This is a genomic window from Pectobacterium sp. IFB5596 (genome assembly GCF_021432585.1).
In the GTDB taxonomy this organism is placed as follows: domain Bacteria; phylum Pseudomonadota; class Gammaproteobacteria; order Enterobacterales; family Enterobacteriaceae; genus Pectobacterium; species Pectobacterium punjabense.
Genome location: NZ_LXFY01000015.1, coordinates 1 through 25,946, shown reverse-complemented (window position 1 = coordinate 25,946; position 25,946 = coordinate 1). Strand labels below are relative to the sequence as shown.

Annotated in this window: 24 protein-coding genes and 1 pseudogene; 17 read left to right on the top strand and 8 right to left on the bottom strand. The window is 50.8% G+C overall.

Features of this window, described 5'->3' with window-relative positions:
* Window positions 1-82: 82 nt before the first annotated feature.
* A complete protein-coding gene (locus A6301_RS12850) occupies window positions 83-823 on the bottom strand; it encodes an EAL domain-containing protein (protein ID WP_234257957.1) in 741 nt (246 codons plus the stop codon).
* A gap of 528 nt (window positions 824-1,351) precedes the next feature.
* On the opposite strand from A6301_RS12850, the gene A6301_RS12845 reads away from it, so the two are divergent.
* The 9 genes from A6301_RS12845 (at window position 1,352) to A6301_RS12805 (ending at window position 12,840) form a co-directional block, all read left to right on the top strand.
* A complete protein-coding gene (locus A6301_RS12845; RefSeq protein ID WP_234257956.1) occupies window positions 1,352-3,076 on the top strand; it encodes a PilZ domain-containing protein in 1,725 nt (574 codons plus the stop codon).
* Between the two features lie 278 nt (window positions 3,077-3,354).
* Window positions 3,355-5,178: an NADPH-dependent assimilatory sulfite reductase flavoprotein subunit gene (gene cysJ / locus A6301_RS12840; RefSeq protein WP_234257955.1), complete on the top strand. Its 1,824-nt coding sequence runs from the start codon at window positions 3,355-3,357 to the stop codon at window positions 5,176-5,178.
* Complete coding sequence (gene cysI, locus A6301_RS12835) at window positions 5,178-6,911, top strand: assimilatory sulfite reductase (NADPH) hemoprotein subunit (RefSeq protein WP_234257954.1); 1,734 nt, start codon at window positions 5,178-5,180, stop codon at window positions 6,909-6,911. Before cysJ ends, cysI begins: the two co-directional genes overlap by 1 nt.
* Before the next feature lie 12 nt (window positions 6,912-6,923).
* Window positions 6,924-7,658 carry a phosphoadenylyl-sulfate reductase gene (locus tag A6301_RS12830; protein ID WP_107169038.1) on the top strand — a complete coding sequence of 245 codons (735 nt, stop codon included), beginning with the start codon at window positions 6,924-6,926 and terminating at the stop codon, window positions 7,656-7,658.
* Window positions 7,659-7,967: 309 nt separating this feature from the next.
* Window positions 7,968-9,410 carry a siroheme synthase CysG gene (gene cysG, locus A6301_RS12825; RefSeq protein ID WP_107169039.1) on the top strand — a complete coding sequence of 481 codons (1,443 nt, stop codon included), beginning with the start codon at window positions 7,968-7,970 and terminating at the stop codon, window positions 9,408-9,410.
* Window positions 9,411-9,419: 9 nt separating this feature from the next.
* Complete coding sequence (cysD, locus tag A6301_RS12820) at window positions 9,420-10,328, top strand: sulfate adenylyltransferase subunit CysD (RefSeq protein ID WP_107169040.1); 909 nt, start codon at window positions 9,420-9,422, stop codon at window positions 10,326-10,328.
* 74 nt (window positions 10,329-10,402) lie between these two features.
* Complete coding sequence (gene cysN, locus A6301_RS12815) at window positions 10,403-11,830, top strand: sulfate adenylyltransferase subunit CysN (protein ID WP_107169058.1); 1,428 nt, start codon at window positions 10,403-10,405, stop codon at window positions 11,828-11,830.
* Window positions 11,769-12,449, top strand: a complete 681-nt coding sequence (gene cysC / locus A6301_RS12810; RefSeq protein WP_234257953.1) for an adenylyl-sulfate kinase — start codon at window positions 11,769-11,771, stop codon at window positions 12,447-12,449. The genes cysN and cysC overlap by 62 nt, the downstream gene beginning before the upstream one ends.
* Window positions 12,450-12,507: 58 nt before the next feature.
* The gene (locus tag A6301_RS12805) at window positions 12,508-12,840 is read left to right on the top strand and encodes a DUF3561 family protein (protein ID WP_205543196.1); all 333 of its coding nucleotides are present in this window, start codon (window positions 12,508-12,510) and stop codon (window positions 12,838-12,840) included.
* Between the two features lie 56 nt (window positions 12,841-12,896).
* Here the strand turns inward: A6301_RS12805 and A6301_RS12800 are convergent.
* Window positions 12,897-13,070, bottom strand: a pseudogene (locus tag A6301_RS12800) (polar amino acid ABC transporter ATP-binding protein); the annotation flags it as partial.
* Between the two features lie 223 nt (window positions 13,071-13,293).
* On the opposite strand from A6301_RS12800, the gene ftsB reads away from it, so the two are divergent.
* The 7 genes from ftsB to rpoS all read left to right on the top strand — a co-directional run bounded on the left by ftsB (window position 13,294) and on the right by rpoS (window position 19,368).
* Window positions 13,294-13,629: a cell division protein FtsB gene (gene ftsB, locus A6301_RS12795; RefSeq protein WP_107169043.1), complete on the top strand. Its 336-nt coding sequence runs from the start codon at window positions 13,294-13,296 to the stop codon at window positions 13,627-13,629.
* Between the two features lie 3 nt (window positions 13,630-13,632).
* Window positions 13,633-14,346: a 2-C-methyl-D-erythritol 4-phosphate cytidylyltransferase gene (ispD, locus tag A6301_RS12790; protein WP_205540143.1), complete on the top strand. Its 714-nt coding sequence runs from the start codon at window positions 13,633-13,635 to the stop codon at window positions 14,344-14,346.
* 53 nt (window positions 14,347-14,399) lie between these two features.
* Window positions 14,400-14,897, top strand: coding sequence for a 2-C-methyl-D-erythritol 2,4-cyclodiphosphate synthase (ispF, locus tag A6301_RS12785; RefSeq protein WP_107169045.1), 498 nt, complete (start codon window positions 14,400-14,402; stop codon window positions 14,895-14,897).
* A gap of 116 nt (window positions 14,898-15,013) precedes the next feature.
* A complete protein-coding gene (gene truD, locus A6301_RS12780; protein WP_234257952.1) occupies window positions 15,014-16,060 on the top strand; it encodes a tRNA pseudouridine(13) synthase TruD in 1,047 nt (348 codons plus the stop codon).
* A gap of 140 nt (window positions 16,061-16,200) precedes the next feature.
* Window positions 16,201-16,827: a protein-L-isoaspartate(D-aspartate) O-methyltransferase gene (locus A6301_RS12775; protein WP_107169047.1), complete on the top strand. Its 627-nt coding sequence runs from the start codon at window positions 16,201-16,203 to the stop codon at window positions 16,825-16,827.
* Between the two features lie 472 nt (window positions 16,828-17,299).
* On the top strand, window positions 17,300-18,322 hold the full coding sequence (nlpD, locus tag A6301_RS12770; protein ID WP_234257950.1) for a murein hydrolase activator NlpD: 1,023 nt from the start codon (window positions 17,300-17,302) through the stop codon (window positions 18,320-18,322).
* A gap of 53 nt (window positions 18,323-18,375) precedes the next feature.
* Entirely contained in the window at window positions 18,376-19,368 is a 993-nt protein-coding gene (rpoS, locus tag A6301_RS12765; RefSeq protein ID WP_107169049.1) for an RNA polymerase sigma factor RpoS, read from the top strand.
* A gap of 103 nt (window positions 19,369-19,471) precedes the next feature.
* Here the strand turns inward: rpoS and proS are convergent, their stop codons facing one another.
* From proS to metN, 6 genes are all read right to left on the bottom strand, one after another.
* The gene (proS, locus tag A6301_RS12760) at window positions 19,472-21,190 is read right to left on the bottom strand and encodes a proline--tRNA ligase (protein WP_107169050.1); all 1,719 of its coding nucleotides are present in this window, start codon (window positions 21,188-21,190) and stop codon (window positions 19,472-19,474) included.
* 144 nt (window positions 21,191-21,334) lie between these two features.
* Window positions 21,335-22,051, bottom strand: a complete 717-nt coding sequence (tsaA, locus tag A6301_RS12755) for a tRNA (N6-threonylcarbamoyladenosine(37)-N6)-methyltransferase TrmO (protein WP_107169051.1) — start codon at window positions 22,049-22,051, stop codon at window positions 21,335-21,337.
* On the bottom strand, window positions 22,048-22,458 hold the full coding sequence (gene rcsF, locus A6301_RS12750) for an Rcs stress response system protein RcsF (protein WP_107169052.1): 411 nt from the start codon (window positions 22,456-22,458) through the stop codon (window positions 22,048-22,050). Before rcsF ends, tsaA begins: the two co-directional genes overlap by 4 nt.
* Before the next feature lie 119 nt (window positions 22,459-22,577).
* Window positions 22,578-23,393: a MetQ/NlpA family lipoprotein gene (locus tag A6301_RS12745; protein ID WP_107169053.1), complete on the bottom strand. Its 816-nt coding sequence runs from the start codon at window positions 23,391-23,393 to the stop codon at window positions 22,578-22,580.
* 61 nt (window positions 23,394-23,454) lie between these two features.
* Window positions 23,455-24,108: a methionine ABC transporter permease MetI gene (locus A6301_RS12740; protein WP_107169054.1), complete on the bottom strand. Its 654-nt coding sequence runs from the start codon at window positions 24,106-24,108 to the stop codon at window positions 23,455-23,457.
* Window positions 24,101-25,132, bottom strand: coding sequence for a methionine ABC transporter ATP-binding protein MetN (gene metN, locus A6301_RS12735; protein WP_107169055.1), 1,032 nt, complete (start codon window positions 25,130-25,132; stop codon window positions 24,101-24,103). The genes A6301_RS12740 and metN overlap by 8 nt, the downstream gene beginning before the upstream one ends.
* A 180-nt stretch (window positions 25,133-25,312) precedes the next feature.
* Here metN and gmhB point away from each other — a divergent pair, with 180 nt between their 5' ends.
* Window positions 25,313-25,876 (top strand): D-glycero-beta-D-manno-heptose 1,7-bisphosphate 7-phosphatase, encoded by a 564-nt coding sequence (gene gmhB, locus A6301_RS12730; RefSeq protein WP_215484087.1) that lies wholly within the window; start codon window positions 25,313-25,315, stop codon window positions 25,874-25,876.
* Window positions 25,877-25,946 lie beyond the last annotated feature (70 nt).

Genomic DNA, 25,946 nt, shown 5'->3' with positions numbered 1-25,946 from the left:
TGGCAGGGGATTTTTTGCGGGCATTGAGGTCAAAAATGCGTTGACCAATGGGGAATTAGACAACTGAAGCCAAGGATATCAGTTAAAAACCTTCCAGCAGCCTTAATTGGCTGAATGTTAATGGGCGATAGAAAATATATCCTTGAATCCCAATCGGATGATATTTATTTAACCGATTCAAATCGGTGGCTTTTTCAACGCCTTCACAGATAATATTTACCCCAAGTGGAATGAGTTTGTTCAATAAGACTTTCAGCTTTTGTGATTTTGTCTCTTCTTTACCTATGCCATCGATAATGGAACGATCGATTTTTATTGTATCAAAGTTAAACAAGCTCAGGCTGTCTATCTGTAGATTTCCTGCGCCGAAATCATCTAATGAAATCATAAAACCATATTGTTTAGCCTGGTTTAAAAAGGGGATTCCATCAATCAACTGTTGTCGGGTTGTTTTTTCACTGATCTCTATTTCTATATTCTGTGGGCTGACTTCATGTATTACGCATTTTTGATACAATTTTTCCAAATACGCTGAGTTATTAAAAAGCAAGTGTGACAAATTAAATGATATTGTCATGCTGCTTTTGATTTTTATTACCTGACAGACAACATCAAACATGAAATCTGTTACTTCATCAATTGCTTCACACTTCTCAATTTTATCTATTGTTTGCTGGGTTGGTGCTAACACACCTTCGGAGTTATAAAACCTGGCAAGGGCTTCATAGCGAAATATTTTATTTTGAGGGAGATGGATAATAGGCTGAAACTCTGCTGCCAGCCTAAAAATTTTCCCATCGATATTCAATGTTGTTGTATTCATTTTACTGATTACTCACCCTCTCCATAGAATTAGCAATTTCATAACATGGCCCGTCTGGATTCTACACAGTAATTTAGAATGTTTGGAAATTGTTTTAAATGATCAATAATTCTCATTTGATAGTTATTGACTATTGATTAAAAAATAATGATCGTTTAAATCTATGTTGGTGTTGGTTTTTTGCTCTGATAATTTATATTTTTGCGGTTTTTAATTTTTGTTATTTTTATTATTTTGAATTTAAAATTCATTTTGTTTGTATTTTGATCGTATTTTGGCGTATGTGTGGTCGTTGTGGCTTTTGGGTATCCTTGTTAGGATGATAAACAACGATGAAATCGTCGTTTCGTAATGATATTGGGATGAGAAAAATAAGAAATTGAGCCTGGTTGACGTTTTACCCAGTAAAAGTAGGCACTTTTCTAGATCATTACATCCCACGGTAGAATTCGTTTTATTAAAAAGAGAGAAGTCCTTTTGGGGATTTTTTGGGATATATCACCATCGCGTTAATAGGTGGATCTTATAGTGGAAAAATTTTCTCCCCCTCCCGCTAAAGTGATTAGCGCATTGCTGAAACATACTTATGTGATGTCTATTTATGCTAAAGATATGCTATATGCATTAAAAGCAGATGTTGCAGAACTGAATCTGGATAAAAGTCGAATCGTGTTGGATGTGGAATATTCTGGTTCGGATATCGACAGATATCTTGCAGATGGTGGTTTGAATTTTGATCTGGAAGCTCTCAAAGGGACGGAGAACATCGAACGAGAAACCTACAGTCTTTGTAATATTTCCACACAATTATTCAAGATGGACAGTATGTTTTATCGTCTGGAATGTCGTTTGCCGGAATCTGTTTTTGTCACGGAAAACAGAGGCGCGATTCGTATTCCTTTTATTCTTGGCATGCAGGCTCGTGCTCGCCTTGAAGTCTATATGCACACGCTTAACGTACCTGGAACGTTACGCAATTTATCGACCGGTGGGTGTATGGTCGAAATCGATCTGGTTGAGAGCATTGCAATTGAAGTTGGTCAAGACATTCCCGGCGTCGCGCTTGAATTCCCTAACGGAGAAAGCTTTTATGCCGAGGGGAAAATTCGCCATATACGACCTTTTGGGAATAATGGCTACGCCGCTGTTGGCATCCAATTTATTAATTTGTCTTCATCACAGTCTGAAGCGTTGCTCCGTTATACGAATGAATCGGAAAGAGAAGCAGCATACCGAACCGGCGTGACTGGCAGCATGGTGTATTCGTCCCCATTGTTTATTCCGGGCACCAAGGAGAAAAGTCTATTGCTGCGAGAAAGTCAGGAGCGAGAGAAACGTACCCGGCAAACGCCGATGGAACGCGGGGTAATGGAGGTCGCCCATCGGCTTCAGATTGGGCTGATGTACATGAAAACGCGCAATCAACTGCCTATTGAGATCTTCTATGACTGTGTTGACACTCTGCTTTATATGGTCAAAAAAGAGAGAAAGGCTTTTTTGTATGCGCTGTCGTTCCTGCGTGATGAGGCGGATTGGGTCAGGCATGCCGTGCAGGTCGCGGGGAAACTGGCCGATATGCTGTTAATTTCCGATCCCCATGCGCCTCACGTGCGTGAGGCGGTGCTAGGTGCGTTACTCCACACCATGGGCAAGCCGCTGTTGGTGAACGCCAGCCTTCCGTCGCTGAAAGTAAACATGAACCCGGCGCAGAAAGCGATCCTTAGCGGCCATGTGGGCGTGTTGTGTGCGAAATTACGTGAGCTAAATTGGGTGATAACCCCCACGTGTCGCGATGTGATTGAGAATGCCAACGAGCGTTTGGATGGCAGCGGCTATCCACAGGGTAAACACGGCGATCGACTATCGGAGCTCGTCCGCTTAGTCTCCGTGATTAAGGCGATTAATAAGCTGAGGCATACGCGCAATGGTATTTCTCCCCGTACGCCATTGGCAGCCTACCGGAAAATCTATGAGGCGAACGGTGCCTATGATAAGGCGGTGTTGGTCAATTACGTGCAGATTTACGGCCTCTATCCAATAGGTAGTCTGGCTAAATACTCGGGGGGGTTTCTTGGCTGGGTGATGGATATTGATAAAAAGGGTAAACCGATCGTGGTGCACCTCGTCAAGAATCTGCGCTTTCCTGATACCAATATCAGCAGCGTCGTCTCTAAAGGGGATTTGTTGCAGGTCGGCCAGCTTGAAAACGTCGTACATCCCGACGATTTTGGCATGAAAGTGCTGAAAATTTAGCCCACATCCTGTTTGTATGGGGCTGCGCGGCAGCCCCTCTTTCTGAACGCATTCTTACCGATATCGCCACGCAACGCGCATGCCATCAGCTATAACACTTTAAGCAATAAGGACTATCAGAAAAACCATTTAGTCATTTTGGTTATTTAATATTTCCATCATTTCTTTAATTGTTAAGATGCAGATCGTTACCCTTATCCTCCATTCATCTTTTTATTGCATGTTTTTGTATTAGCGTCGTTGGCTAACTGCACAGGCACAAGGAAACAGAAATCACAATGACTACTCCGGTTTCCCCCACTTCATTGCTTCCGCTGAGTGCGGAGCAATTAACGCGTTTACAGGCGGCAACCGGTGATTTCTCATCGACGCAGCTGGCCTGGCTATCTGGCTATTTCTGGGGGTTGGTACAGCAGCCTGGGAACGTGCAGTCAGGCGCGATAACGGCCACGGCGGCGTCCGCTGTCACGGTGCCAGTGCAAACCATTACGCTGATCTCCGCCTCGCAGACGGGCAATGCGCGTCGGGTCGCGGAACAACTGCGTGACGATCTGCTGGCGGCCAAGCTGTCTGTCAATCTGGTCAATGCGGGTGATTACAAGTTCAAGCAAATCGGACAGGAAAAGCTGCTGCTAATCGTCGCCTCGACGCAGGGGGAAGGGGAGCCGCCGGAAGAGGCGGTCGCGCTGCATAAGTTCCTGTTGTCTAAAAAAGCGCCTGAGATGAAAGACACCGCGTTTGCCGTGTTTGGCTTGGGGGATACGTCTTATGAATTCTTCAGCAAGGCGGGTAAGGATTTCGATAACCGTCTGGCTGAGCTGGGCGCTGAACGCCTGCTGGATCGCGTCGATGCCGATGTCGATTATCAGGCGCTCGCCGAACAGTGGCGACGCCAGTTGGTTGATATTTTGCAGGCTCGAGTGCCGGTTCAGGGCGAAGCCGTCGCGCAAATTGCCTCTCAGGGTGCACTGGATGAAATTACCAGCAGCCCGTACAGCAAATCCTCACCGCTGCATGCCACGTTTGCTGTGAACCAGAAAGTGACCGGGCGTAATTCCGAAAAGGATGTTCGCCATATCGAGATCGATTTGGGCGATTCCGGTTTGCGCTACCAGCCGGGCGATGCGCTGGGCGTGTGGTTCGATAACGACTCCGCGCTGGTGCAGGAGTTGCTGGAATTACTGTGGCTGAAAGGCGATGAATCCGTCAGCGTTGACGGCAAGACGCTGCCACTATCGCAGGCGCTGAAAAGTCACTTTGAGCTGACGCAGAACACTGCACCGATTGTCGAGAAATATGCGGCACTGTCGCGTAATGAAACGCTGCTGTCGCTGTTGGCCGATAAGCCAGCTCTCCAGCAGTTTGCACAGCGAACGCCGCTGGTTGATATGGTGAGACAGGCGCCGACTGAACTGACGGCAGAACAGCTACTGAGCCTGCTGCGTCCGCTGACGCCGCGCCTTTACTCTATTGCCTCCTCGCAGGCGGAAGTCGAAAGCGAAGTGCACATCACCGTTGGCGTGGTGCGCTACGAATACGAAGGCCGCGAGCGCGCCGGTGGTGCCTCTAGCTATCTGGCTGACAGACTGAGTGAAGACGATGAAATCCGCGTCTTCATCGAACATAACGATAACTTCCGCCTGCCAGCTAATTCCGACGCGCCGGTCATCATGATCGGGCCGGGTACCGGAATTGCGCCGTTCCGCGCCTTTATGCAGCAGCGCGATGCCGATGGGGCTGAAGGGAAAAACTGGCTGTTCTTCGGCAACCCGCACTTTACGGAAGATTTTCTGTATCAGGTTGAATGGCAGCGCTACGTTAAAGATGGCCTGCTAACCAACATCGATCTGGCCTGGTCGCGCGATCAGGCGCATAAAGTTTACGTGCAGGACAAACTGCGGGAAAAAGGCGCGGAAGTCTGGCGCTGGATTCAGGATGGCGCGCACCTGTACGTGTGTGGTGATGCCAACCGTATGGCGAAAGACGTCGAGCGGGCACTGCTGGATGTGATAGTTGAGCATGGCGGCATGGACAGTGAACAGGCCGATGAGTTTTTAAGCGATCTGCGCCTTGAGCGCCGTTATCAGCGAGATGTGTACTAATGAGTGAAAAATACGTTTTCAGTGAAAAACACCCCGGTCCTTTGGTGGTAGAAGGGAAACTCGCTGATGCTGAGCGCATGAAGACAGAAAGTAACTTTCTGCGCGGCACGATTGCTGACGACCTGAACGATGGTCTGACCGGCGGCTTTAAGGGCGATAACTTTCTGCTGATCCGTTTCCACGGAATGTATCAGCAGGATGACCGCGATATTCGCGCCGAACGTGCTGAGCAGAAGCTGGAGCCGCGCCATGCGATGCTGCTGCGCTGCCGTCTGCCCGGTGGCGTGATGACGCCAGAGCAGTGGCTGCGGATCGACAAATTTGCGACTGAAAATACGATCTATGGCAGCATTCGTATCACGAATCGCCAGACGTTCCAGTATCACGGTATTCTCAAATCGAACGTGAAACCGGTACACCAGATGCTGAATAGCATCGGTCTGGATGCGCTGGCGACGGCGAACGACATGAACCGTAACGTGTTGTGTACGTCTAACCCGATAGAATCCGAACTGCATCAGCAGGCGTATGAGTGGGCGAAAAAGATTTCTGAGCATCTGCTGCCGCGCACGCGCGCTTATGCTGAGATCTGGATGGATCAGGAAAAAGTGGCAACGACGGATGAGGAGCCAATTCTGGGTTCGACATATCTGCCGCGTAAGTTCAAAACCACCGTCGTGATCCCGCCGCAGAATGATATCGATCTGCATGCGAACGATCTTAACTTCGTTGCGATTGCCGATAACGGCCGTCTGGTGGGCTTTAACGTGCTGGTGGGCGGTGGACTCTCTATCGCGCACGGCGATAAAGAAACCTATCCGCGTACCGCTAGTGAACTGGGCTATATTTCCATTGAGCATACGTTGGCCATCGCGGAAGCCGTGGTGACCACGCAACGCGATTGGGGTAACCGTACCAACCGTAAAAATGCGAAAACCAAATACACGCTGGAACGCGTGGGGGTAGATAACTTTAAGCAGGAAGTGGAAGCGCGTGCTGGTGTGAAGTTTGAAGCCGTGCGCCCTTATGAATTCACTGGGCGCGGCGATCGCATCGGCTGGGTTAAAGGTATCGACAATAAATGGCATCTGACGCTGTTTATCGAAAACGGTCGTGTTCTGGATTATCCAGGCCGTCCGCTGAAAACCGGCCTGGCGGAAATTGCCAAGATCCATAAAGGGGATTTCCGCTTAACGGCGAATCAGAACTTGATCGTGGCAGGCGTTCCTGCGCGTAGCAAAGCGAAGATTGATGCGCTAGCGCGTGAGCACGGCCTGATTGATGACAGCGTCAGCGAGCAGCGCAAGAATTCGATGGCCTGCGTGTCGTTTCCAACTTGTCCGCTGGCGATGGCAGAAGCCGAGCGCTTCTTGCCGGAATTTGTCACGAAAGTGGAAGGTATTATGCAGCAGCATGGTGTGGGCGATGAACACATTGTCCTGCGTGTGACGGGCTGCCCGAACGGCTGTGGCCGCGCGATGTTGGCGGAAATTGGTTTAGTGGGCAAAGCGGTGGGGCGTTATAACCTGCACCTCGGTGGGAATCGAGAAGGAACACATATTCCCCGTATGTATCGCGAAAACATTAATGAAACTGAGATCCTTGCAGAAATCGACAGGCTTATCGGGCTGTGGGCGCAAGATCGCCAGCCGAATGAAGGCTTCGGTGATTTCGTCATTCGTACCAACATCATTAAACCGGTGCTGGACCCCGCCCGCGATTTTTATGATTGACAGGAGATCCTGATGGCCGAATTTAACCTTGAGGTGCTCAACGCATTACCGAAAGCGGAGCAGGTGGCCGCGTTGGCTGCCGTGAATGGTCAGCTTGAGCAACTGTCTGCACAGGAAAGGGTGAGCTGGGCGCTAGAGAATCTGCCGGGCAATTTTGTGTTGTCGTCCAGCTTCGGTATTCAGGCTGCGATATCACTACATCTGGTGACGCAACAGCGGTCGGATATTCCGGTCATCCTCACGGATACCGGTTATTTGTTTCCTGAAACCTATCAGTTTATTGATGCACTGACGGAGCAGCTTAAGCTGAACCTGCAAGTGTATCGCGCCGCTGAATCGGCAGCTTGGCAAGAAGCGCGCTACGGCAAGCTCTGGGAACAGGGCGTGGAAGGCATTGAACGCTATAACCTGCTGAATAAAGTCGAACCGATGAATCGGGCACTGAGCGAGCTAAATGCAGGAACCTGGTTTGCTGGCCTGCGTCGTGAGCAGTCTGGCAGCCGGGGGGAATTGCCGGTGCTGGCGATTCAGCGCGGCGTCTTCAAATTCCTGCCGATTATCGATTGGGATAACCGGACGGTGTATCAATATCTGAAAGAAAACGGCCTGAGCTATCATCCGCTGTGGGATCAGGGCTATTTGTCCGTCGGCGATACGCACACCACCCGTAAATGGGAACCGGGTATGAGCGAAGAAGAAACCCGCTTCTTCGGCCTGAAACGCGAATGCGGGCTGCACGAAGGGTAAAAGAAAAAACTGGATATCGTCTAATACGGGTTACTTAAGCCCGTTATTAGGGGAAACACAGGGGGAGGTTCCCGTAGGGACACCTCACCCCAGTGGTCGCCCCGTGTATCTCAATGTTTAAGCGATAGGCATTAGGGCATCGCCCGGTTTTTTATCACCGTCATTTTTACCGCCGTTATCATCCCAATCTCAGTTGTAAACGTGTTGTTATTCCATTACGGAACTTGTCATTCCAATTCGGCATTTCATAAGTGTTCTGTCCTCACCGTATAGTCGCATTATCTACTTTTTTGCTTAGTTAAGGCGATTGTGAACTATCTCCCTATATTTGCCGATCTTCGTCAGCGCCCGGTATTGGTTGTTGGCGGCGGCGAGGTTGCCACGCGCAAAATCGATCTACTGCAACGCGCGGGTGCGGAGGTAAAAATTGTCGCACAGGCGCTGGCGGAACCGTTGGCTGCACAGCATCAGGCCGGACAGGTTGAATGGCTGGCGCACGCTTTTACGCCCGAGCTGTTATCCGGTGTGTTTTTGGTGATTGCTGCCACGGATGACGCCGAGTTGAATGCCGCGGTGTTTGAGGCGGCGAATCAGCGTCATTTGCTGGTGAACGTGGTGGACGATCAGCCGAAGTGCTCGTTTATTTTCCCCTCGATTGTCGATCGCTCTCCGCTGGTGGTGGCTATTTCCTCGGGGGGACAGGCACCAGTGCTGGCGCGTCTGCTGCGTGAAAAGCTGGAATCATTACTGCCTGCCAGTTTGGGTACGATGGCGGATATCGCCGGAAGCTGGCGCGACAGGATTAAAACCCGACTGCATTCGATGTCAGCACGCCGCCGTTTTTGGGAACGGCTGTTTGTCGGACGCTTTGCATCGCTGGTTTCTGCCGGACAGTTGGGGCAGGCCGAAGACGAATTGCAGCAGCAACTGGTTAATCAGCAAGACGAGCAACAATTGCCTGCGGCAGTACGCGGTGAAGTGGCGCTGGTTGGTGCAGGCCCCGGCGATGCTGGGTTGCTTACGCTACGTGGATTGCAGGTGATGCAGCAGGCGGACGTGGTGTTGTATGACCATCTGGTCAGTGCCGATGTGCTGGATTTGGTGCGCCGCGATGCCGAACGCATCTGCGTCGGAAAACGTGCCAGCGCGCATTCGTTGCCACAGGATGAGATTAATCAACTGCTGGTGACGCTGGCGCAGGAAGGCAAGCGGGTGGTGCGTCTGAAAGGCGGCGACCCCTTTATTTTTGGCCGCGGCGGCGAAGAGCTACAGGCGGTGGCACAGGCGGGGATCACGTTTCAGGTGGTACCCGGTGTGACGGCCGCCGCGGGCGTCACGGCGTATGCGGGGATTCCGCTTACGCACCGTGATTACGCGCAGAGCGTACTGTTTATTACTGGCCACTGTCGCCCCGATGGCGATGCGTTGGACTGGTCAACGCTGGCGCGTGGCCGTCAGACGCTGGCGATTTATATGGGAACGATGAAAGCCGCAGAGATTTCACAGCAGCTTATTGCGCATGGCCGTTCATCGCAGACGCCCGTTGCCGTGATTAGCCGCGGTACTCGACACGATCAGCAGGTACAAATCGGTACGCTGCAAGAGTTGGAACATTTGGCACGGCAAGCGCCGACGCCGGCGCTGCTGGTGATTGGCGAGGTGGTGGATTTACATCACCAGATTGCCTGGTTTGGTCAGACAACGCCGACGGTGCCGCAAGACAGCCGCCCAGCGGTAGTAAACTTGGCTTAAGGAAAGGGTATGGACGAGAAACGACTCACGCATTTACGGCAGCTCGAAGCCGAAAGCATTCACATCATCCGCGAAGTGGCGGCCGAGTTCAGTAACCCGGTGATGATGTATTCCATCGGTAAAGACTCTTCGGTGATGCTGCATTTGGCGCGCAAGGCGTTCTATCCGGGATCGCTGCCTTTCCCGCTGCTGCATGTTGATACCGGTTGGAAATTTCGTGAAATGTACGAATTCCGCGACCGTACGGCGAAAGCTTACGGTTGTGAACTGCTGGTGCACCGCAACCCGCAAGGTGAAGCGCTGGGAATTAACCCTTTTGTACACGGTAGCGCCAAACACACTGACATCATGAAAACCGAAGGGCTGAAGCAGGCATTGGACAAATACGGTTTTGATGCCGCATTTGGCGGGGCACGTCGCGATGAAGAGAAGTCGCGTGCCAAAGAGCGTATTTACTCCTTCCGCGACCGTTTCCATCGTTGGGACCCAAAAAACCAGCGCCCAGAGCTGTGGCACAACTACAACGGTCAGATTAACAAAGGTGAGAGCATCCGCGTTTTCCCGCTTTCTAACTGGACCGAGTTGGATATCTGGCAATATATCTATCTGGAAAATATCGATATTGTTCCGCTATATCTGGCTGCTCCGCGTCCAGTAGTAGAACGCGATGGCATGCTGCTGATGGTGGATGACGATCGCATCGATCTGCAACCGGGTGAAGTGATCGAACAGCGCATGGTGCGTTTCCGCACGCTGGGCTGTTGGCCGCTGACTGGTGCGGTGGCATCGGATGCGCAAACGCTGCCGGAGATCATCGAAGAGATGCTGGTTTCCACAACCAGTGAACGTCAGGGAAGGGTAATTGACCGCGATCAGGCCGGTTCAATGGAGCTGAAAAAGCGTCAAGGGTATTTCTGAGGAATCGTCGAATGAGCCAAATTTCTTTAAAAGATGCAGCGGCAGAAAATGCGGCTGAGAAAGATGCAGTCGTTATCAATAATGCGATTGCACAGCAGATCGCCGAGCAAGGCGGTGTGGAAGCCTATTTACACGCGCAGCAGGATAAAACGCTGTTGCGTTTTCTGACCTGTGGCAGCGTTGACGATGGGAAAAGTACGCTGATTGGCCGTTTGCTGCACGATACGCGCCAGATTTATGAAGATCAGCTCAGTACGCTGCACAACGACAGCAAGCGTCTGGGCACGCAGGGCGAGAAATTGGATTTGGCGCTGTTGGTCGATGGGCTTCAGGCCGAGCGTGAACAGGGCATTACGATTGACGTGGCCTACCGCTATTTCTCGACGGAAAAACGCAAATTTATCATCGCGGATACGCCAGGACACGAGCAATACACCCGCAACATGGCAACGGGTGCATCAACCTGTGAGCTGGCAATCCTGCTGATTGACGCCCGTAAAGGTGTATTGGATCAAACTCGTCGTCACAGCTTCATCGCGACCCTGCTGGGGATTCGCGATCTGGTGGTGGCGGTGAACAAGATGGATTTAGTGGATTACCAGCAAACGGTATTTGAACAGTTTAAGCAGGATTATCTGGATTTTGCTCAGCAACTGCCTGCCGACCTGAATATTACCTTCGTGCCGATTTCTGCATTGGATGGTGACAACGTTGCAACGCCAAGCACGACGATGGGCTGGTATACCGGACCGACGCTGCTGGACGTGCTGGAAACGGTCAATGTGGCACAGCGTACGCTGGAACAGCCGATGCGCTTCCCGGTGCAATATGTGAATCGCCCGAATCTGGATTTCCGTGGCTACGCAGGAACGCTGGCATCCGGCATTATCCGTGTCGGGCAGCGGGTCAAAGTACTGCCGTCTGGCGTAGAGTCCACCGTCAGCCGTATTGTGACCTTTGACGGTGATTTGCCGCAGGCACAGGCCGGTGAAGCGATTACGCTGGTACTGGCGGATGAAGTGGATATCAGCCGTGGCGATCTGCTGGTCGATAGCGGCGAATCGCTGAAAGCGGTGCAGCATGCGCTGGTGGATGTTGTCTGGATGGCGGAACAGCCGCTGGTGCCGGGACAGAGCTACGACATCAAGATTGGCGGTAAGAAAACGCGCGCCCGGGTTGAGAATATTCAATATCAGGTTGAGATCAATACGCTGACGCAGCGCGTCGCCGAAAATCTGCCGCTGAACGGTATCGGCTCCGTTGAGCTGGTTTTTGATGAGCCGCTGGTGCTGGACAATTATCAACATAATGCAGTGACAGGCGGGATGATCTTTATCGATCGTCTGAGTAATGTCACGGTAGGCGCTGGCCTGGTACGCGAACCTATCGAACAGGTGTATCAGGAACCGGGTGCGTACAGTGCGTTTGAACTAGAGCTGAATGCACTGGTGCGCCGCCACTTCCCGCATTGGGGTGCGCGCGATTTGTTGGGAGGCAAATAACGTGTCTTTACGCGATGAACCGACTGACGATAACGTGGTTTGGCATGCGCACGATGTCACCCGTGAGTCGCGCGAGAAACTACATGGTCATCAGGGCGTCGTTATCTGGTTTACCGGGCTGTCTGGGTCCGGTAAATCCACGCTAGCAGGCGCGCTGGAGCAGGCATTGCACCTGCGTGGTGTCAGCACCTACCTGCTGGATGGCGACAATGTTCGGCACGGCCTATGCCGGGATCTCGGCTTCACTGACGACGAGCGGCGCGAGAATATCCGCCGCGTGGGTGAAGTTGCCAAACTGATGGTGGATGCGGGGCTGGTGGTACTGACCGCGTTTATTTCTCCGCATCGCGCCGAGCGCAAAATGGTGCAGGATCTGCTCGGTGACGGGCAGTTTATTGAAGTTTTTGTGGATACACCTTTAGCGACCTGTGAAGCGCGTGACCCTAAAGGGTTGTACAAAAAAGCCCGCGCGGGGGAGTTGCGCAATTTCACGGGGATCGACTCGGTGTATGAGGCGCCGGAAGCGCCGGATAGTCATCTGGATGGTGAACAATTCGTAACAACTTTGACCGGCCAATTGTTAGATCTGCTTGGCAAGCGAGCTATTATCAAGCTCTGATGTCCCCGCTTTTTTTCACCGAGTTGTTGGGTGATGCAGGGGAATAATGGGAAAGATTATGCAAAATGCCACGCAGTTAACGATTAGCAAGACTCGTCCAGCGCAAGAAGAGGATGACAGCGTTTCCTATCTGTTTATGGGAGCGGTGACGGGGTTCTCCTTTTATTGGCTGGCTTTTAGCATCCCTTTTCTGGTGTATGGCTCTAATACTACGTTTTTCTTCATGCTTTACACGTGGCCGTTCTTTTTGGCGCTGATGCCGTTTTCAGTGCTGGTTGGCGTCGGGTTTAGCTTTCTGCTGAGAGGCTATCTTTTTTACACGCTTTTTGCGACAGGGCTGACGGTAATATGTCTGTTCTGGCTGGTTTTTTCTTTTCTGACGGGGTGGTAAGGGGAAAAGGCTGCCAGCGTGGATGCTGACAGCCCATTATTTTACAGCGTTCAATGTTACAGAATCTTGCTCAAGAAAGCCTGTGCGCGCGGGTTACTCGGATGAGTAAAGATCGCCTCTGGTGTCCCCTGCTCCTGAATAATCCCCCGATCGATAAAGATCACTCTATCCGCGGCTTCTCTGGCAAAGGCCATTTCATGGGTTACGATGACTATAGTCATGCCTTCGTTCTGCGTGATGGCTACTACGCAAGAGAGGAACGCGCCGTAACCTGAGCGTAATGTGCAGGAAAAATCGACCGACATAAGTTACCTGAGAGCGCATTGAGCGTGATTTTTGCCAGAAATATCCCTATTTGGGGACGCAGCGAGGTGAATCTTGCCTTCCACTGCCGGACACAGTGGAGTCGAAACAAAAGTTATGGGATGATTAAGCGGTTTTTCAGGGGGCGGGATGGGAAAGCTTACGCTGTTATTATTGATATTGCTTGGCTGGCTTCAGTACTCACTGTGGCTGGGCAAAAATGGCATTCACGATTATGTTCGGGTGAACGATGATGTTGTTGTCCAACTGGGTAACAATGCCAAATTAAAAGACCGCAACGAACAACTGTTTGCTGAAATTGACGACCTCAATGGCGGACAAGAGGCGATAGAAGAGCGTGCGCGTAATGAACTGGGTATGATCAAGCCTGGTGAAAGCTTTTATCGTCTGGTGCCAGAATCGGGGCATCGTGGCGCGAATACAACTTCACCCAATTCGACTTCATCCAATAATACACAACGTTGACACATGCAGACACCACGCCTTTCCCCGCCTGAAATTGTTGCTGTTTTACCCGCTGCGGGTAACGGCAGCCGGATGCAGAACGATCGTCCTAAACAGTACCTGACGATTGGCAATAATGCGATCGGCCATAAAACCATTCTTGAACATACTATCGATGCGCTTTTGCGCCACCCACGCGTACAGCGTGTCGTCGTTGCCATTAGCCCAAATGACGCATTTTTTCATACCTTGGCGATTGCCAACGATCCTCGTATTTGTGCCGTGACAGGCGGGCAGCAGCGTGCGGACTCCGTACTTGCAGGGCTAGCTACCGTTTCCGATACGGCGTGGGCGCTGGTGCATGATGCTGCGCGTCCGTGCCTGCATCAGGACGATCTGACGCGCTTGCTGGCGATTGTTGAGCAGACTGAGGTCGGTGGAATTCTGGCCGCACCGGTTCGTGATACCATGAAACGTGGTACGGACGGGTTGATCGGCCACACGGTAGAGCGTAACGATTTATGGCATGCGTTGACGCCACAGCTTTTCCCTGCAGCGCTGCTGAAACAGTGTTTGCAACGTGCGCTTCAGGATGGTGTTACCGTTACGGACGAAGCCTCTGCGCTGGAATATTGTGGCTATCGCCCGCAAATTGTCAGCGGGCGGTCGGATAATATAAAAGTCACGCGTCCAGAGGATTTGGCATTGGCCGAATTCTATTTAACCCGTTTGCAGTAACCTCATTTTATTCGTTAAATTTATTCGTTAAATACAGATAAGGAGAACGCGCGATGCGTATCGGTCACGGTTTTGATGTCCATAAGTTTGGTGGAGAAGGTCCGCTGGTGATCGGTGGCGTTCGAGTTCCTTATTCTCAAGGCCTGCTGGCGCATTCCGATGGGGATGTGGTGTTACACGCGGTGACCGATGCCCTGTTAGGTGCCGCTGCGTTGGGCGATATTGGCAAGCTGTTTCCTGATACCGATCCGGCTTTTAAAGGTGCGGACAGCCGTGGCCTACTGCGTGAAGCCTGGCGTCGTATCAATGAAAAGGGCTATCAGCTAGGTAATCTGGACGTTACGATTATTGCGCAGGCACCGAAAATGGCCCCGCATATTCCGCAAATGCGCGTGAATCTGGCGGAAGATTTGCAGTGCCACATGGATGACGTCAATGTGAAAGCCACCACGACAGAACAGCTGGGTTTTACCGGTCGTGGCGAAGGTATTGCCTGCGAAGCCGTTGCCTTACTCGTGAAAAAAGGAACGGGCGAAATTGTTGCGTGGTAAGCCGTTCTTTATAAGCCATGTTTTATCAACAACACTTGTCAATAATAGAAAATTAACAGTATAAGAAACAATGTCATGACTGCGTATTATCCAGTTATGCACCTTGTGGGATAACGATGGAAAATAGCGAACAGCTCGTCTGGCTGCATGGTGAACCACAGGCTACTGGCTCATTGAAGTCCGCCGCGGAAGATTTTCTGGTGGTGGAAGATCTGGGGTTTCAGCCAGATGGTGATGGTGAACAGGTTTTGGTGCGCGTACGTAAGCGCGGCTGCAATACGCAATTCGTGGCTGAGATGCTGGCAAAATTTGCCCGTCTGCCGCTGCGTGCCGTCAGCTATGCGGGTCTGAAAGATCGCCATGCTGTCACCGAACAGTGGTTTTGCCTGCATATGCCGGGAAAAGAGACGCCAGATTTCTCCTTGCTGGAACTTGACGGTTGTGACGTACTTGAGGTGACTCGCCACCGCCGCAAATTGCGCATTGGTGCGCTACGGGGTAACCATTTTACTCTGGTGTTGCGTCAGGTGAGCGATCGACACGAGGTGGAAGCGCGTTTGGCGCTGATAGCCGCTAATGGCGTCCCTAATTATTTCGGTAGTCAGCGTTTTGGACGGAACGGGAATAATCTTGAGCAGGCACGTCTTTGGGCAAATAATGATATTCGGGTAAAAGAACGTAGTAAGCGTAGCTTTTATCTTTCTGCCAGCCGCAGTGCGATGTTTAATCAGGTTGCCAGTGCGAGACTGTCGCAACAGCAAGCGAAAACCGTTTTGTGTGGCGACGCATTACAGCTAACGGGTCGCGGTAGTTGGTTTGTTGCTAAACCTGATGAATTGGAAACCTTGCAGGCGCGTCTTGATGCTGGCGAGCTCCAGATTACTGCACCGTTGCCAGGTGATGGTGAACTGGGTACGCAGGATGACGCGCGAGTATTTGAAGAACAGGCCTTGAGCGGACAAGAAACGCTATGGTCTTTGGTCAAACGTGAGCGGGTTGAACCTGCCCGGCGCGCTGTACTGCTGTATCCGCAGCAAATGCAGTGGGAATGGCAGGATGATGCGACAGTCGACGTGAAATTCTGGCTACCCGCGGGCAGCTTTGCGACCAGTGTGGTACGTGAATTACTGCATGCTCAGCAGGATACCGATCTCGGTGCTTGATGCGCAGTGAAGCTTTTTTGCAGAAAATAGTTGAAGAGAATCAATGCTAGTCACTGCGTGATAGCGGCGGCTGGTTTACCCCTGTGCGGGAAAATTGCTGTATTGGTGGCGAGGTTAACCAGAGCTGAGGTCGGCGGGGAATGGTAAACAAACGTATAGAAACGTTGCTGGCACAACTGCGCCAGCAAGGCATTCAGGACGAACGTCTGCTGAAAGCAATAGAAGCCGTACCCAGAGAACGCTTTGTTGACGAGGCGTTCGAACATAAAGCGTATGAGAACACTGCTCTACCTATCGGCTCCGGCCAGACTATCTCGCAACCTTATATGGTCGCGAAGATGACGGAGCTGCTCAACCTGACGCCGGTATCCCGCGTGCTTGAGATTGGCACCGGTTCAGGTTACCAAACGGCGATTTTAGCGCATTTAGTTCGCCACGTTTGCTCCGTTGAACGCATCAAAGGGCTGCAATGGCAGGCTAAACGTCGTTTAAAGCAGCTTGATTTGCATAATATTTCAACCCGGCATGGCGATGGATGGCAAGGGTGGGCATCGCGTGGGCCATTTGATGCCATTATCGTTACGGCTGCACCGCCGGAAATTCCCCAGGCCCTGTTGGGACAGCTTGATGAGGGCGGTGTAATGGTGTTGCCCGTTGGCGAACAGTCGCAAATACTGCAAGTTGTTCAGCGCCGTGCTGGCGAATTTATTATTCAAACGGTTGAAGCCGTTCGGTTTGTTCCGCTAGTCAAAGGCGAATTAGCCTGATACCGTGGCAATGGTGTGCATGTGTTGCTAAGTCTTTAAAATTTCAATACAACGGTTTTATGGTGCGAACTTGTTGGTGTTGTTAGCATCCAATCATCGTGGTGCCTCTCCTGTTTTGCTTATGCACCAGCGATGGTGAAGTAGCGATCTTTCTCGTTCCAACTTAACGAATAAAATATCGGTTACGCTACAATCATTTACGCTACGGTCAGTTAAGCGACAGCAGATGTGAAGCAGACATGTCCAAATTGAGTTCTGAGTATTACTGTTTTTTTGAACGTTATATAGCCTAAATAATTCGAGTTGCAGGACAAAACATGGGCGTCTTGAACAACGCAAAACGTTGGCCTGCTAGGACGAAACTCGCAGATGAGCCGAGTATTGCCAGCATCGATGCAACTTGAAGTATGATGGATATAGTGACTTTTTTGAACGCTATAGTTATAGGGGAGTAAGGCGCATGGGAAGCCGAATGATGAATTTGCGTCACATTGCTGCGTGTATGGTGGTTGTCTTTGGAGTGGCTGGATGCTCCAACAATAATTCCAAATCCGCACCGATCAGCAGCGTTGACGGAAATACGGGCAGCCGAGGGGGGATGTTATCTGCGCCACCACCGCGCATTTCAACGGCGGGTGAAAATGTAGCAACAACGTCCGATGGCCGGATCGTTTATAACCGCAGCTACGGTAATATCCCGAAAGGCAGCTACAGCGGCGGAAGCTCCTATACCGTTAAGCGGGGAGATACCCTGTTTTATATTGCCTGGATTACTGGTAATGACTACCGGGATCTGGCGCAGCGCAACAATATTCCTGAGCCATATAGCCTGAATGTGGGGCAATCGCTGAGTTTAGGCAACGGGGTCGGTAACAATACGTCGGGCAGTGGCCTGACGAGCGGCGGCGGAATGTTGGCAACAACCGATGCCACCCGAGGTGGAGTACCGACGCCGCCATCAAGTGCTCAAATACAATCTACATCGGTTGATTCTCAGTCAACTAATGCGTATTCTGGTAACCAGGGTAAACAGAATGTAGGTAAGATGTTACCTACGGCAGGGGCAACAACAACCGCTCCTGTTTCCGCACCAGCGGCTGTTGCCAGCAGCAATACGGCTGCTGTCGCCAGTTGGCGTTGGCCTACCGATGGGAAAGTCATAGATAGTTTCTCCGATTCCGAAGGGGGAAATAAAGGGATTGATATCGCCGGCTCACGTGGGCAACCGATCACCGCAACTGCCAGTGGGCGTGTGGTGTATGCGGGCAATGCACTACGTGGTTACGGAAATCTGATAATCATCAAGCATAATGATGACTACCTCAGTGCCTATGCCCATAACGATACGATGCTAGTCCGTGAGCAGCAAGATGTCACGGCAGGACAAAAAATCGCTACGATGGGCAGTACAGGCACCAGCTCAGTTCGCTTGCACTTTGAAATTCGTTACAAGGGGAAATCCGTAAACCCGCTGCGTTTTCTGCCGCAGCGATAAATCGGGCAGAGTATTTCGGTATTCTGCCAAGGGATCACGGGTAGGAGCCACTTATGAGCCAAAGTACGCTGAAAGTTAACGAGTTACATGAAGATACCGATTTCGACGAAAATGGACTTGACGTTTTTGACGATAAAGCGCTGGCAGAGGAAGATACCAATGATAGTGACTCGGCGGAAGACGAGCTGTTATCGCAAGGGGTCCCACAGCGTGTTCTAGACGCAACGCAACTCTATTTGGGAGAAATCGGCTATTCGCCGCTTTTAACCGCAGAAGAAGAAGTTTATTTTGCACGACGCGCGCTGCGCGGTGATATCCCATCGCGCCGCCGAATGATCGAGAGTAACCTGCGGCTGGTAGTGAAAATTGCCCGCCGTTACAACAATCGTGGTCTGGCGTTGCTGGACCTGATTGAAGAGGGAAATCTTGGTCTGATCCGTGCGGTTGAAAAATTCGATCCAGAAAGAGGATTCCGTTTTTCAACCTACGCGACGTGGTGGATTAGACAGACGATAGAGCGGGCGATCATGAATCAAACCCGCACCATCCGTTTGCCTATTCACATTGTCAAAGAACTCAACGTTTATCTGCGCACCGCGCGCGAGCTGTCTCATAAACTGGATCACGAGCCGAGTGCGGAAGAAATTGCCGAACAGCTTGATAAGCCCGTTGATGACGTCAACCGCATGCTGCGCTTGAATGAGCGCATTACGTCTGTCGACACCCCGTTGGGTGGGGATTCGGAAAAGGCGCTGCTGGATATTCTGGCTGACGAAAAAGATAACGGACCTGAAGACACCACGCAGGATAACGATATGAAGCAGAATATCGTTAAATGGTTGTTTGAGCTTAATGCCAAACAGCGTGAGGTGTTGGCGCGTCGTTTCGGCCTGTTAGGGTATGAAGCGGCTACGCTGGAAGATGTGGGTCGTGAAATCGGCTTAACGCGCGAGCGTGTTCGTCAGATTCAGGTCGAAGGTTTACGCCGCCTGCGGGAAATTTTGCAGGTTCAGGGCTTGAGCATTGAAGAACTGTTTCGTGAATAATTCGTGACGGTTACTGATGTCTTGGAATAAAAATGGTGGGGAAACCCACCATTTTTTATGTCTGTCACTCGCCCTTTCACACGAAAGGGCGGTTTGATGGCGATTAGCGTACGATATTCGCCAGCAGGAAATCGATGATGTCGCTGGTTTTAATCATTTGCTTTTCACCGATCCGGCGATTCTTGTATTCAATCTCTTCGCTATCCAGATTGCGATCGCCAATGACGATAGTGTGCGGCACGCCAATCAATTCCATATCGGCGAACATCACGCCTGGACGTTCTTTACGATCGTCGAGCAGAACTTCAATACCTTTAGCGCGCAGCTGCTGATAGATATCCTCAGCGACTTCCTTCACGCGGAAAGATTTGTGCATGTTCATTGGCAGAATGGCAACGTGGAAAGGTGCAATCGCGTCTGGCCAGATGATGCCGCGTTCGTCATGGTTTTGCTCAATCGCTGCCGCGACAACACGCGTTACACCAATACCGTAGCAGCCCATCGTCAGAGTCTGGTTACGGCCGTCTTCGCCCTGAACGGTCGCTTTCAACGCTTCAGAATACTTGCTGCCCAACTGGAAGATGTGACCCACTTCGATACCGCGTTTAATTTGCAGCGTGCCTTTACCGTCTGGACTGATGTCGCCTTCAACCACGTTGCGGATATCTGCAACCTGCGGCAATGCCACATCACGCTCCCAGTTGATGCCAAAATAGTGTTTGCCATCAATGTTCGCGCCAGCGCTGAAGTCGCTCATGGCCGCAACGGTGCGATCGACAACGACAGGAATCGACAGTTTGACCGGGCCTAATGATCCTGGGCCTGCGCCGATGATTGCACGAATTTCTTCTTCCGTTGCAAACGTCAGCGGACTTGCGACCTGAGCAATTTTCTCAGCTTTGATTTCGTTCAGTTCGTGATCGCCGCGCACCAGCAATGCAACCAGTTTATGCCCGCTTTCTTCCGTAGCTTTCACCAGCAGCGTTTTCACTGTTTTTTCTACCGGCAATTTAAACTGCTCGACCAGTTCGGCGATGGTCTTGGCGTTTGGCGTATCCACCACGCGCAGCTCTTCCGTCGCTTCGGCACGGCCTAACTTCGGCGCGACAGCTTCTGCCAGTTCAATGTTTGCCGCGTAGTCGGACTCCGTTGAGAAAACGATATCGTCTTCACCGCTGGCCGCCAGTACCTGGAACTCATGGGATGCATTGCCACCGATAGAACCCGTATCTGCCTGAACCGCTCTGAAATCCAGATCCATACGGCTGAAAATCTTGCTATAAGCGGCGTACATGGCGTCGTAGGTGACCTGCAACGATTCCTGTGAAGTATGGAAAGAGTAGGCATCTTTCATCAGGAACTCACGCGAGCGCATCACGCCAAAACGTGGACGAACTTCATCACGGAATTTGGTCTGAATCTGGAAGAAATTCAGCGGCAACTGCTTATAAGAGCTGATTTCATTACGAATCAGGTCTGTAATCACTTCTTCGTGTGTTGGGCCGAGTACGAACGGGCGTTCGCCACGATCGACAAAGCGTAGCAGTTCTGGGCCATACTGATCCCAACGTCCACTTTCCACCCATAAATCGGCAGGTTGAACAACCGGCATTGAGACTTCAATGGCGCCCGCGTTGTTCATCTCTTCGCGCACGATGTTTTCAACTTTTCTCAAAACACGTAAACCGGTCGGCAACCAGGTGTAAAGGCCGGAGGCCAGTTTACGAATCATTCCTGCACGGAGCATCAACTGATGGCTGATGACTTCCGCATCGGCTGGTGTCTCCTTGAGGGTGGAGAGCATGTATTGGCTAGTACGCATGGGGTTTTAGTTCCGTTAGAACAACAAATAGCATAGGGCTGCCGCGCAGCCGAAGGCGCATAAAAAGTGGTTTAGTTTACCAGCGTGGGCTGCGTGTCAAAAGAGAGTAGGAACAATTTTAGAATATATTGCTGGACTCGTGTCTTAACACGCGTGAGACGGGTCGAGGCTTAACACTTCGGTTTGTTCTCCACAGACGCGCCAGCGCACATTGAATTCTAACAGTAAAACGGCGTATTCTCGCGTGGCGCTTTCCCCTTTGCGGTAGGCGGGGCGCGGATCTTGCGCCAATACCTGCGAGATAAAGCGTTTCAACTGAGGATATTTCTTTTGGTGTTCGGCAATCTGGTTTTCTGCATACGGCGAAAAAAATACCGGCATCGTGGCATCGGGAGCCATTTGGGCAAAACCCGCTCGCGCCTGAGGATGGCTTTCTGCAAAAGGCAGGTAAGGCTTGATATCGACGACTGGTGTGCCATCGACCAAATCAAGGCTGCCTAATTCGAGCGTAATGGCTTCGCCTTTTGCGCGGATTCCTTTTAATTCAACCAGCGACATACCGACAGGATTGGGGCGAAAAGTGGAGCGCGTAGCGAAAACGCCTGTACGAGTATTTCCTCCCAGACGCGGTGGTCGAACCGTTGGGCGCCAGCCGCCTTCCATCGTTTGATGAAAGATGAACAGTATCCAAATATGACTGAAATTCTCTAGTCCCCGCACACAGTCGGCTTGGTTATAGGGCGGTAAGAGCTGAAGTTCTCCACCTCCATCTTCAATCAGACCCGGTTGCCGCGGAATGGCAAATTTTTCTTTATACGGTGAGCGGATAATCCCGATCTGATTGAAAACAAATTGACTCATTGTGCAGAGACTTTCAGCGCGGTGCCTTGGCAAACGACTTGGCTATAGCAACCCGCTACGCCGCTAACGGTTTGGCATTCATGCAGTAAAACCGCATTGGCCTTCATTGCCGTTGCGCGGTTCTGCATTCTTTTACGTGCATTTGCCGTGTTGGGAGGCGAGTCCTGAGCGCTGACCTGACATGAAGAGCCTGAAACTTCACCCATATCGCGGAAAGGTTTACCGACTAATTCTTCAGCGCTTTTATATAGCACGGCTGGAGCAGGGCGAACGGGTGGCTTTGGTTTCGGTGCGGGCTCTACGGCTTTGGTTTCAACAACAGGTTGAGGAACGGGTGCCTGTGGCTTCTGAAATAAAGAACAGCCTGTCAGCGACATGGCTAACAATATAAAGGGAACAGCACGCATTAAAGGATTCCTCTGCTTTTTCTCAAAGAGCAAGTATTGAAGCAAGCAATTGCACAAATAACAAGACGGGCCGTAGCCCGTCTTGCAGATATCTTTTAATTAAACACATTAGGGCAGGATTACCAGCCTTTCACTGCGCCGCCATTAAAGATTTTATTTGCTGCGTCATTGACTTCGTCAGACTGGTAAGCTTGAACGAATTTCTTCACGCTTTCAGCGTCTTTGTTGTCTTCGCGTGAAACCAGCAGGTTTACATACGGAGAATCTTTCTCTTCAACAAACAGGCCATCTTTAGTTGGCGTCAGGTTAATCTGGCTAGCGTAAGTGGTGTTGATGACAGCCAGCGCGATTTGCGCATCATCTAAAGAACGTGGCAGCTGTGGCGCTTCCAGTTCAACCAGTTTGATATTTTTCGGATTTTCAGTGACATCCAGTACCGTTGGCAGCAGGCCAACGTTATCTTTCAGTTTAATCAAGCCGACTTTTTGTAGCAGCAGCAGGGAGCGGCCCAGATTGGTCGGGTCGTTTGGCAGCGCAATTTGCGCACCATCTTGCAGCTCATTCAGCGATTTGATTTTTTTGGAGTAACCGGCAATCGGGTAGACAAAGCTATTGCCGACAGAAACCAGTTTATAACCACGATCTTTGATCTGCTGATCCAGATAAGGTTTGTGCTGGAAAGCATTCAGATCGATGTCACCTTTGCTCAGGGCTTCATTTGGCAACACGTAATCGTTAAATGTGACTAACTCAACGTCCAGGCCATATTTGTCTTTCGCCACTTTTTGCGCGATTTCCGCAACTTGTTGTTCTGCGCCAACAATAACGCCGACTTTAATATGATTAGGATTTTTTTCTTCCTGCCCACATCCCGCTAGCGCCAGAGCACCAATAAGTGCGCCAATGGTCGCAATAGATTTCAGTTTAATCGCCATATCCTTACCCCTAATTAACTGTTTTTGGCAGATGCCCTCAGGCAAATGCGTATTGTGGTGATTACTTATGTGTGACAGCTTTTACTGCTCTGTCGCCGCAGAATTGAATCAGGTAAACCAAAACAACCAGTAATATTAATACCGTATTCATGACCGTCGCGTTATAACCAATATAACCATACTGATAACCAATTTGACCTAAGCCGCCTGCGCCGACGGCACCACCCATAGCAGAATAGCCTACGAGCGTAATGAGAGTGATGGTTGCAGCATTAATTAGCCCCGGTAACGCTTCCGGCAGTAATATCTTTCTAATGATTTGCATCGGCGTCGCACCCATTGCACGGGCGGCTTCGATCAGGCCAGTTGGAATTTCAAGTAGTGCATTTTCCACCATGCGGGCGATAAACGGGGCTGCACCTACGGTGAGAGGAACGATCGCCGCTTGCAGACCAATAGAGGTTCCGACAATGATGCGGGTAAAGGGAATCATCCAGACCAGCAAAATAATGAACGGAATCGAGCGGAAAATGTTTACCAGTGCAGAAACGATCCGGTACAGCTTTGGATTGGCAATGATTTGCCCCGGACGCGTGGTATACAATAAAACGCCTACAGGTAAGCCAAGCACAAAGCCAAAGAAACCAGAAACGAACGTCATCGCGACGGTTTCCCATACTCCCTTGGCCATTAACCACATCATTGCTTCAGACATAACCCAGAACCTCAACTGTAACGTGACTTTCCTGCAGGAATTGGATTGCGGCTTTGATATCTGCATCGTTGCCGTGCATTTCTGTCAGCATGATGCCGAACTTGACGCCGCCGGCATAATCCATCTGAGCACTAATAATGTTGTTGTTAATGTTAAAGCGCCGAGCAACCTCGGACAGCAGTGGGGCATCCACTGATTTGCCGGTAAATTCCATCCGTAATAACGGCGTAGTTTCTGGACGAGGCTCTGGTGACAAACGAGTGAGGTAATCGTCAGGGATATCCAGATGTAACGTTGACTGAATGAATTTCTGCGCCAGCGGCGTTTTGGGATGCGAGAAGACTTCGCTTACGGTGTCCTGCTCGATGAGCCGTCCGTCACTGATCACCGCAACCTGATCGCAAATGCGTTTCACCACATCCATTTCATGTGTAATAAGAAGAATGGTGAGGCCAAGACGGCGATTGATGTCTTTCAGTAATTCAAGAATCGAACGCGTCGTTGCAGGATCTAATGCACTGGTTGCTTCGTCACACAGCAGAACCTTGGGATTGCTCGCCAGCGCGCGGGCAATAGCGACACGCTGCTTTTGTCCGCCGGACAAGTTGGCTGGGTACACGTCATGTTTATCTGCTAGCCCAACCAGCTCCAATAATTCATTCACGCGCTTGGCAATATCCGCTTTTGGTGTGTTATCCAATTCCAGCGGTAGCGAAATGTTGCCAAAAACGGTACGCGAAGCGAGCAGGTTGAAATGTTGAAAAATCATGCCGATTTGACGGCGAGCGCGTGTCAGTTGGCTATCGGATAGCTGGGTCAACTCTTGCCCATCGACCAGCACTTTCCCCTCTGTTGGGCGTTCCAATAAATTGACGCAGCGGATCAGTGTGCTTTTACCTGCGCCCGATGCACCGATAACGCCATAGATTTGCCCGGTGGGGACGTGAAGGCTGACATCAGAAAGTGCGGTAATGGCCCGCCCATTCTGCTGGAAAACCTTAGTAATATTAGAAAGTTCAATCATATGTTTTTATCGTAAGTGCCTATGGCTGGATAAATTAGTTTCTGTATCAACAGAATATGAAATGGATGTTAGGGCGTCTAGACGGCTAAGTCAATCGGGATTGTCATGGCTCTACATTCTCTCTGTGGGAGAAAACATGCGATACTACTGCGCAATTTCCGCCATTCAGGAGCAAAGTCAGTGGCACAAAGCGTTCCAGCAATTTTTCTTGATCGTGACGGTACGATCAATGTCGATCACGGTTATGTCCATGAGATTGACGATTTTCAATTTATAGATGGTGTTATCGATGCTATGCGCGAGTTGAAGAGCATGGGGTTCGCGCTGGTTGTAGTGACGAATCAGTCCGGCATCGCCCGCGGTAAATTTACAGAAGATCAGTTTATGCAACTGACAGAATGGATGGACTGGTCGCTGGCAGACCGCGGTGTTGATCTGGATGGCATCTACTTTTGTCCGCATCACCCTGAAGCTGGCGAAGATGAGTATCGGCAGGTCTGTGATTGTCGTAAGCCTGAGCCGGGTATGTTGCTTTCCGCACAGAGTGAACTGCACATTGATATGGCAGCATCTTATATGGTGGGGGATAAGGTAGAGGATATGCAGGCTGCCATTGGCGCTGGTGTGGGAAATAAATTACTGGTTCGCACCGGTAAACCGGTTACTGAGCAGGGCGAAGCGCTGGCTGATGGTGTGCTGGAAAGCCTCGCAGAGCTGCCAAAATGGATAAAAACGCGCAGTTAACAAGCGGAACGAATGAAAGATGCGCAAACGGAAAAAAGTTTACTAGATTTGCTTGCGCTTCTGAATCGGC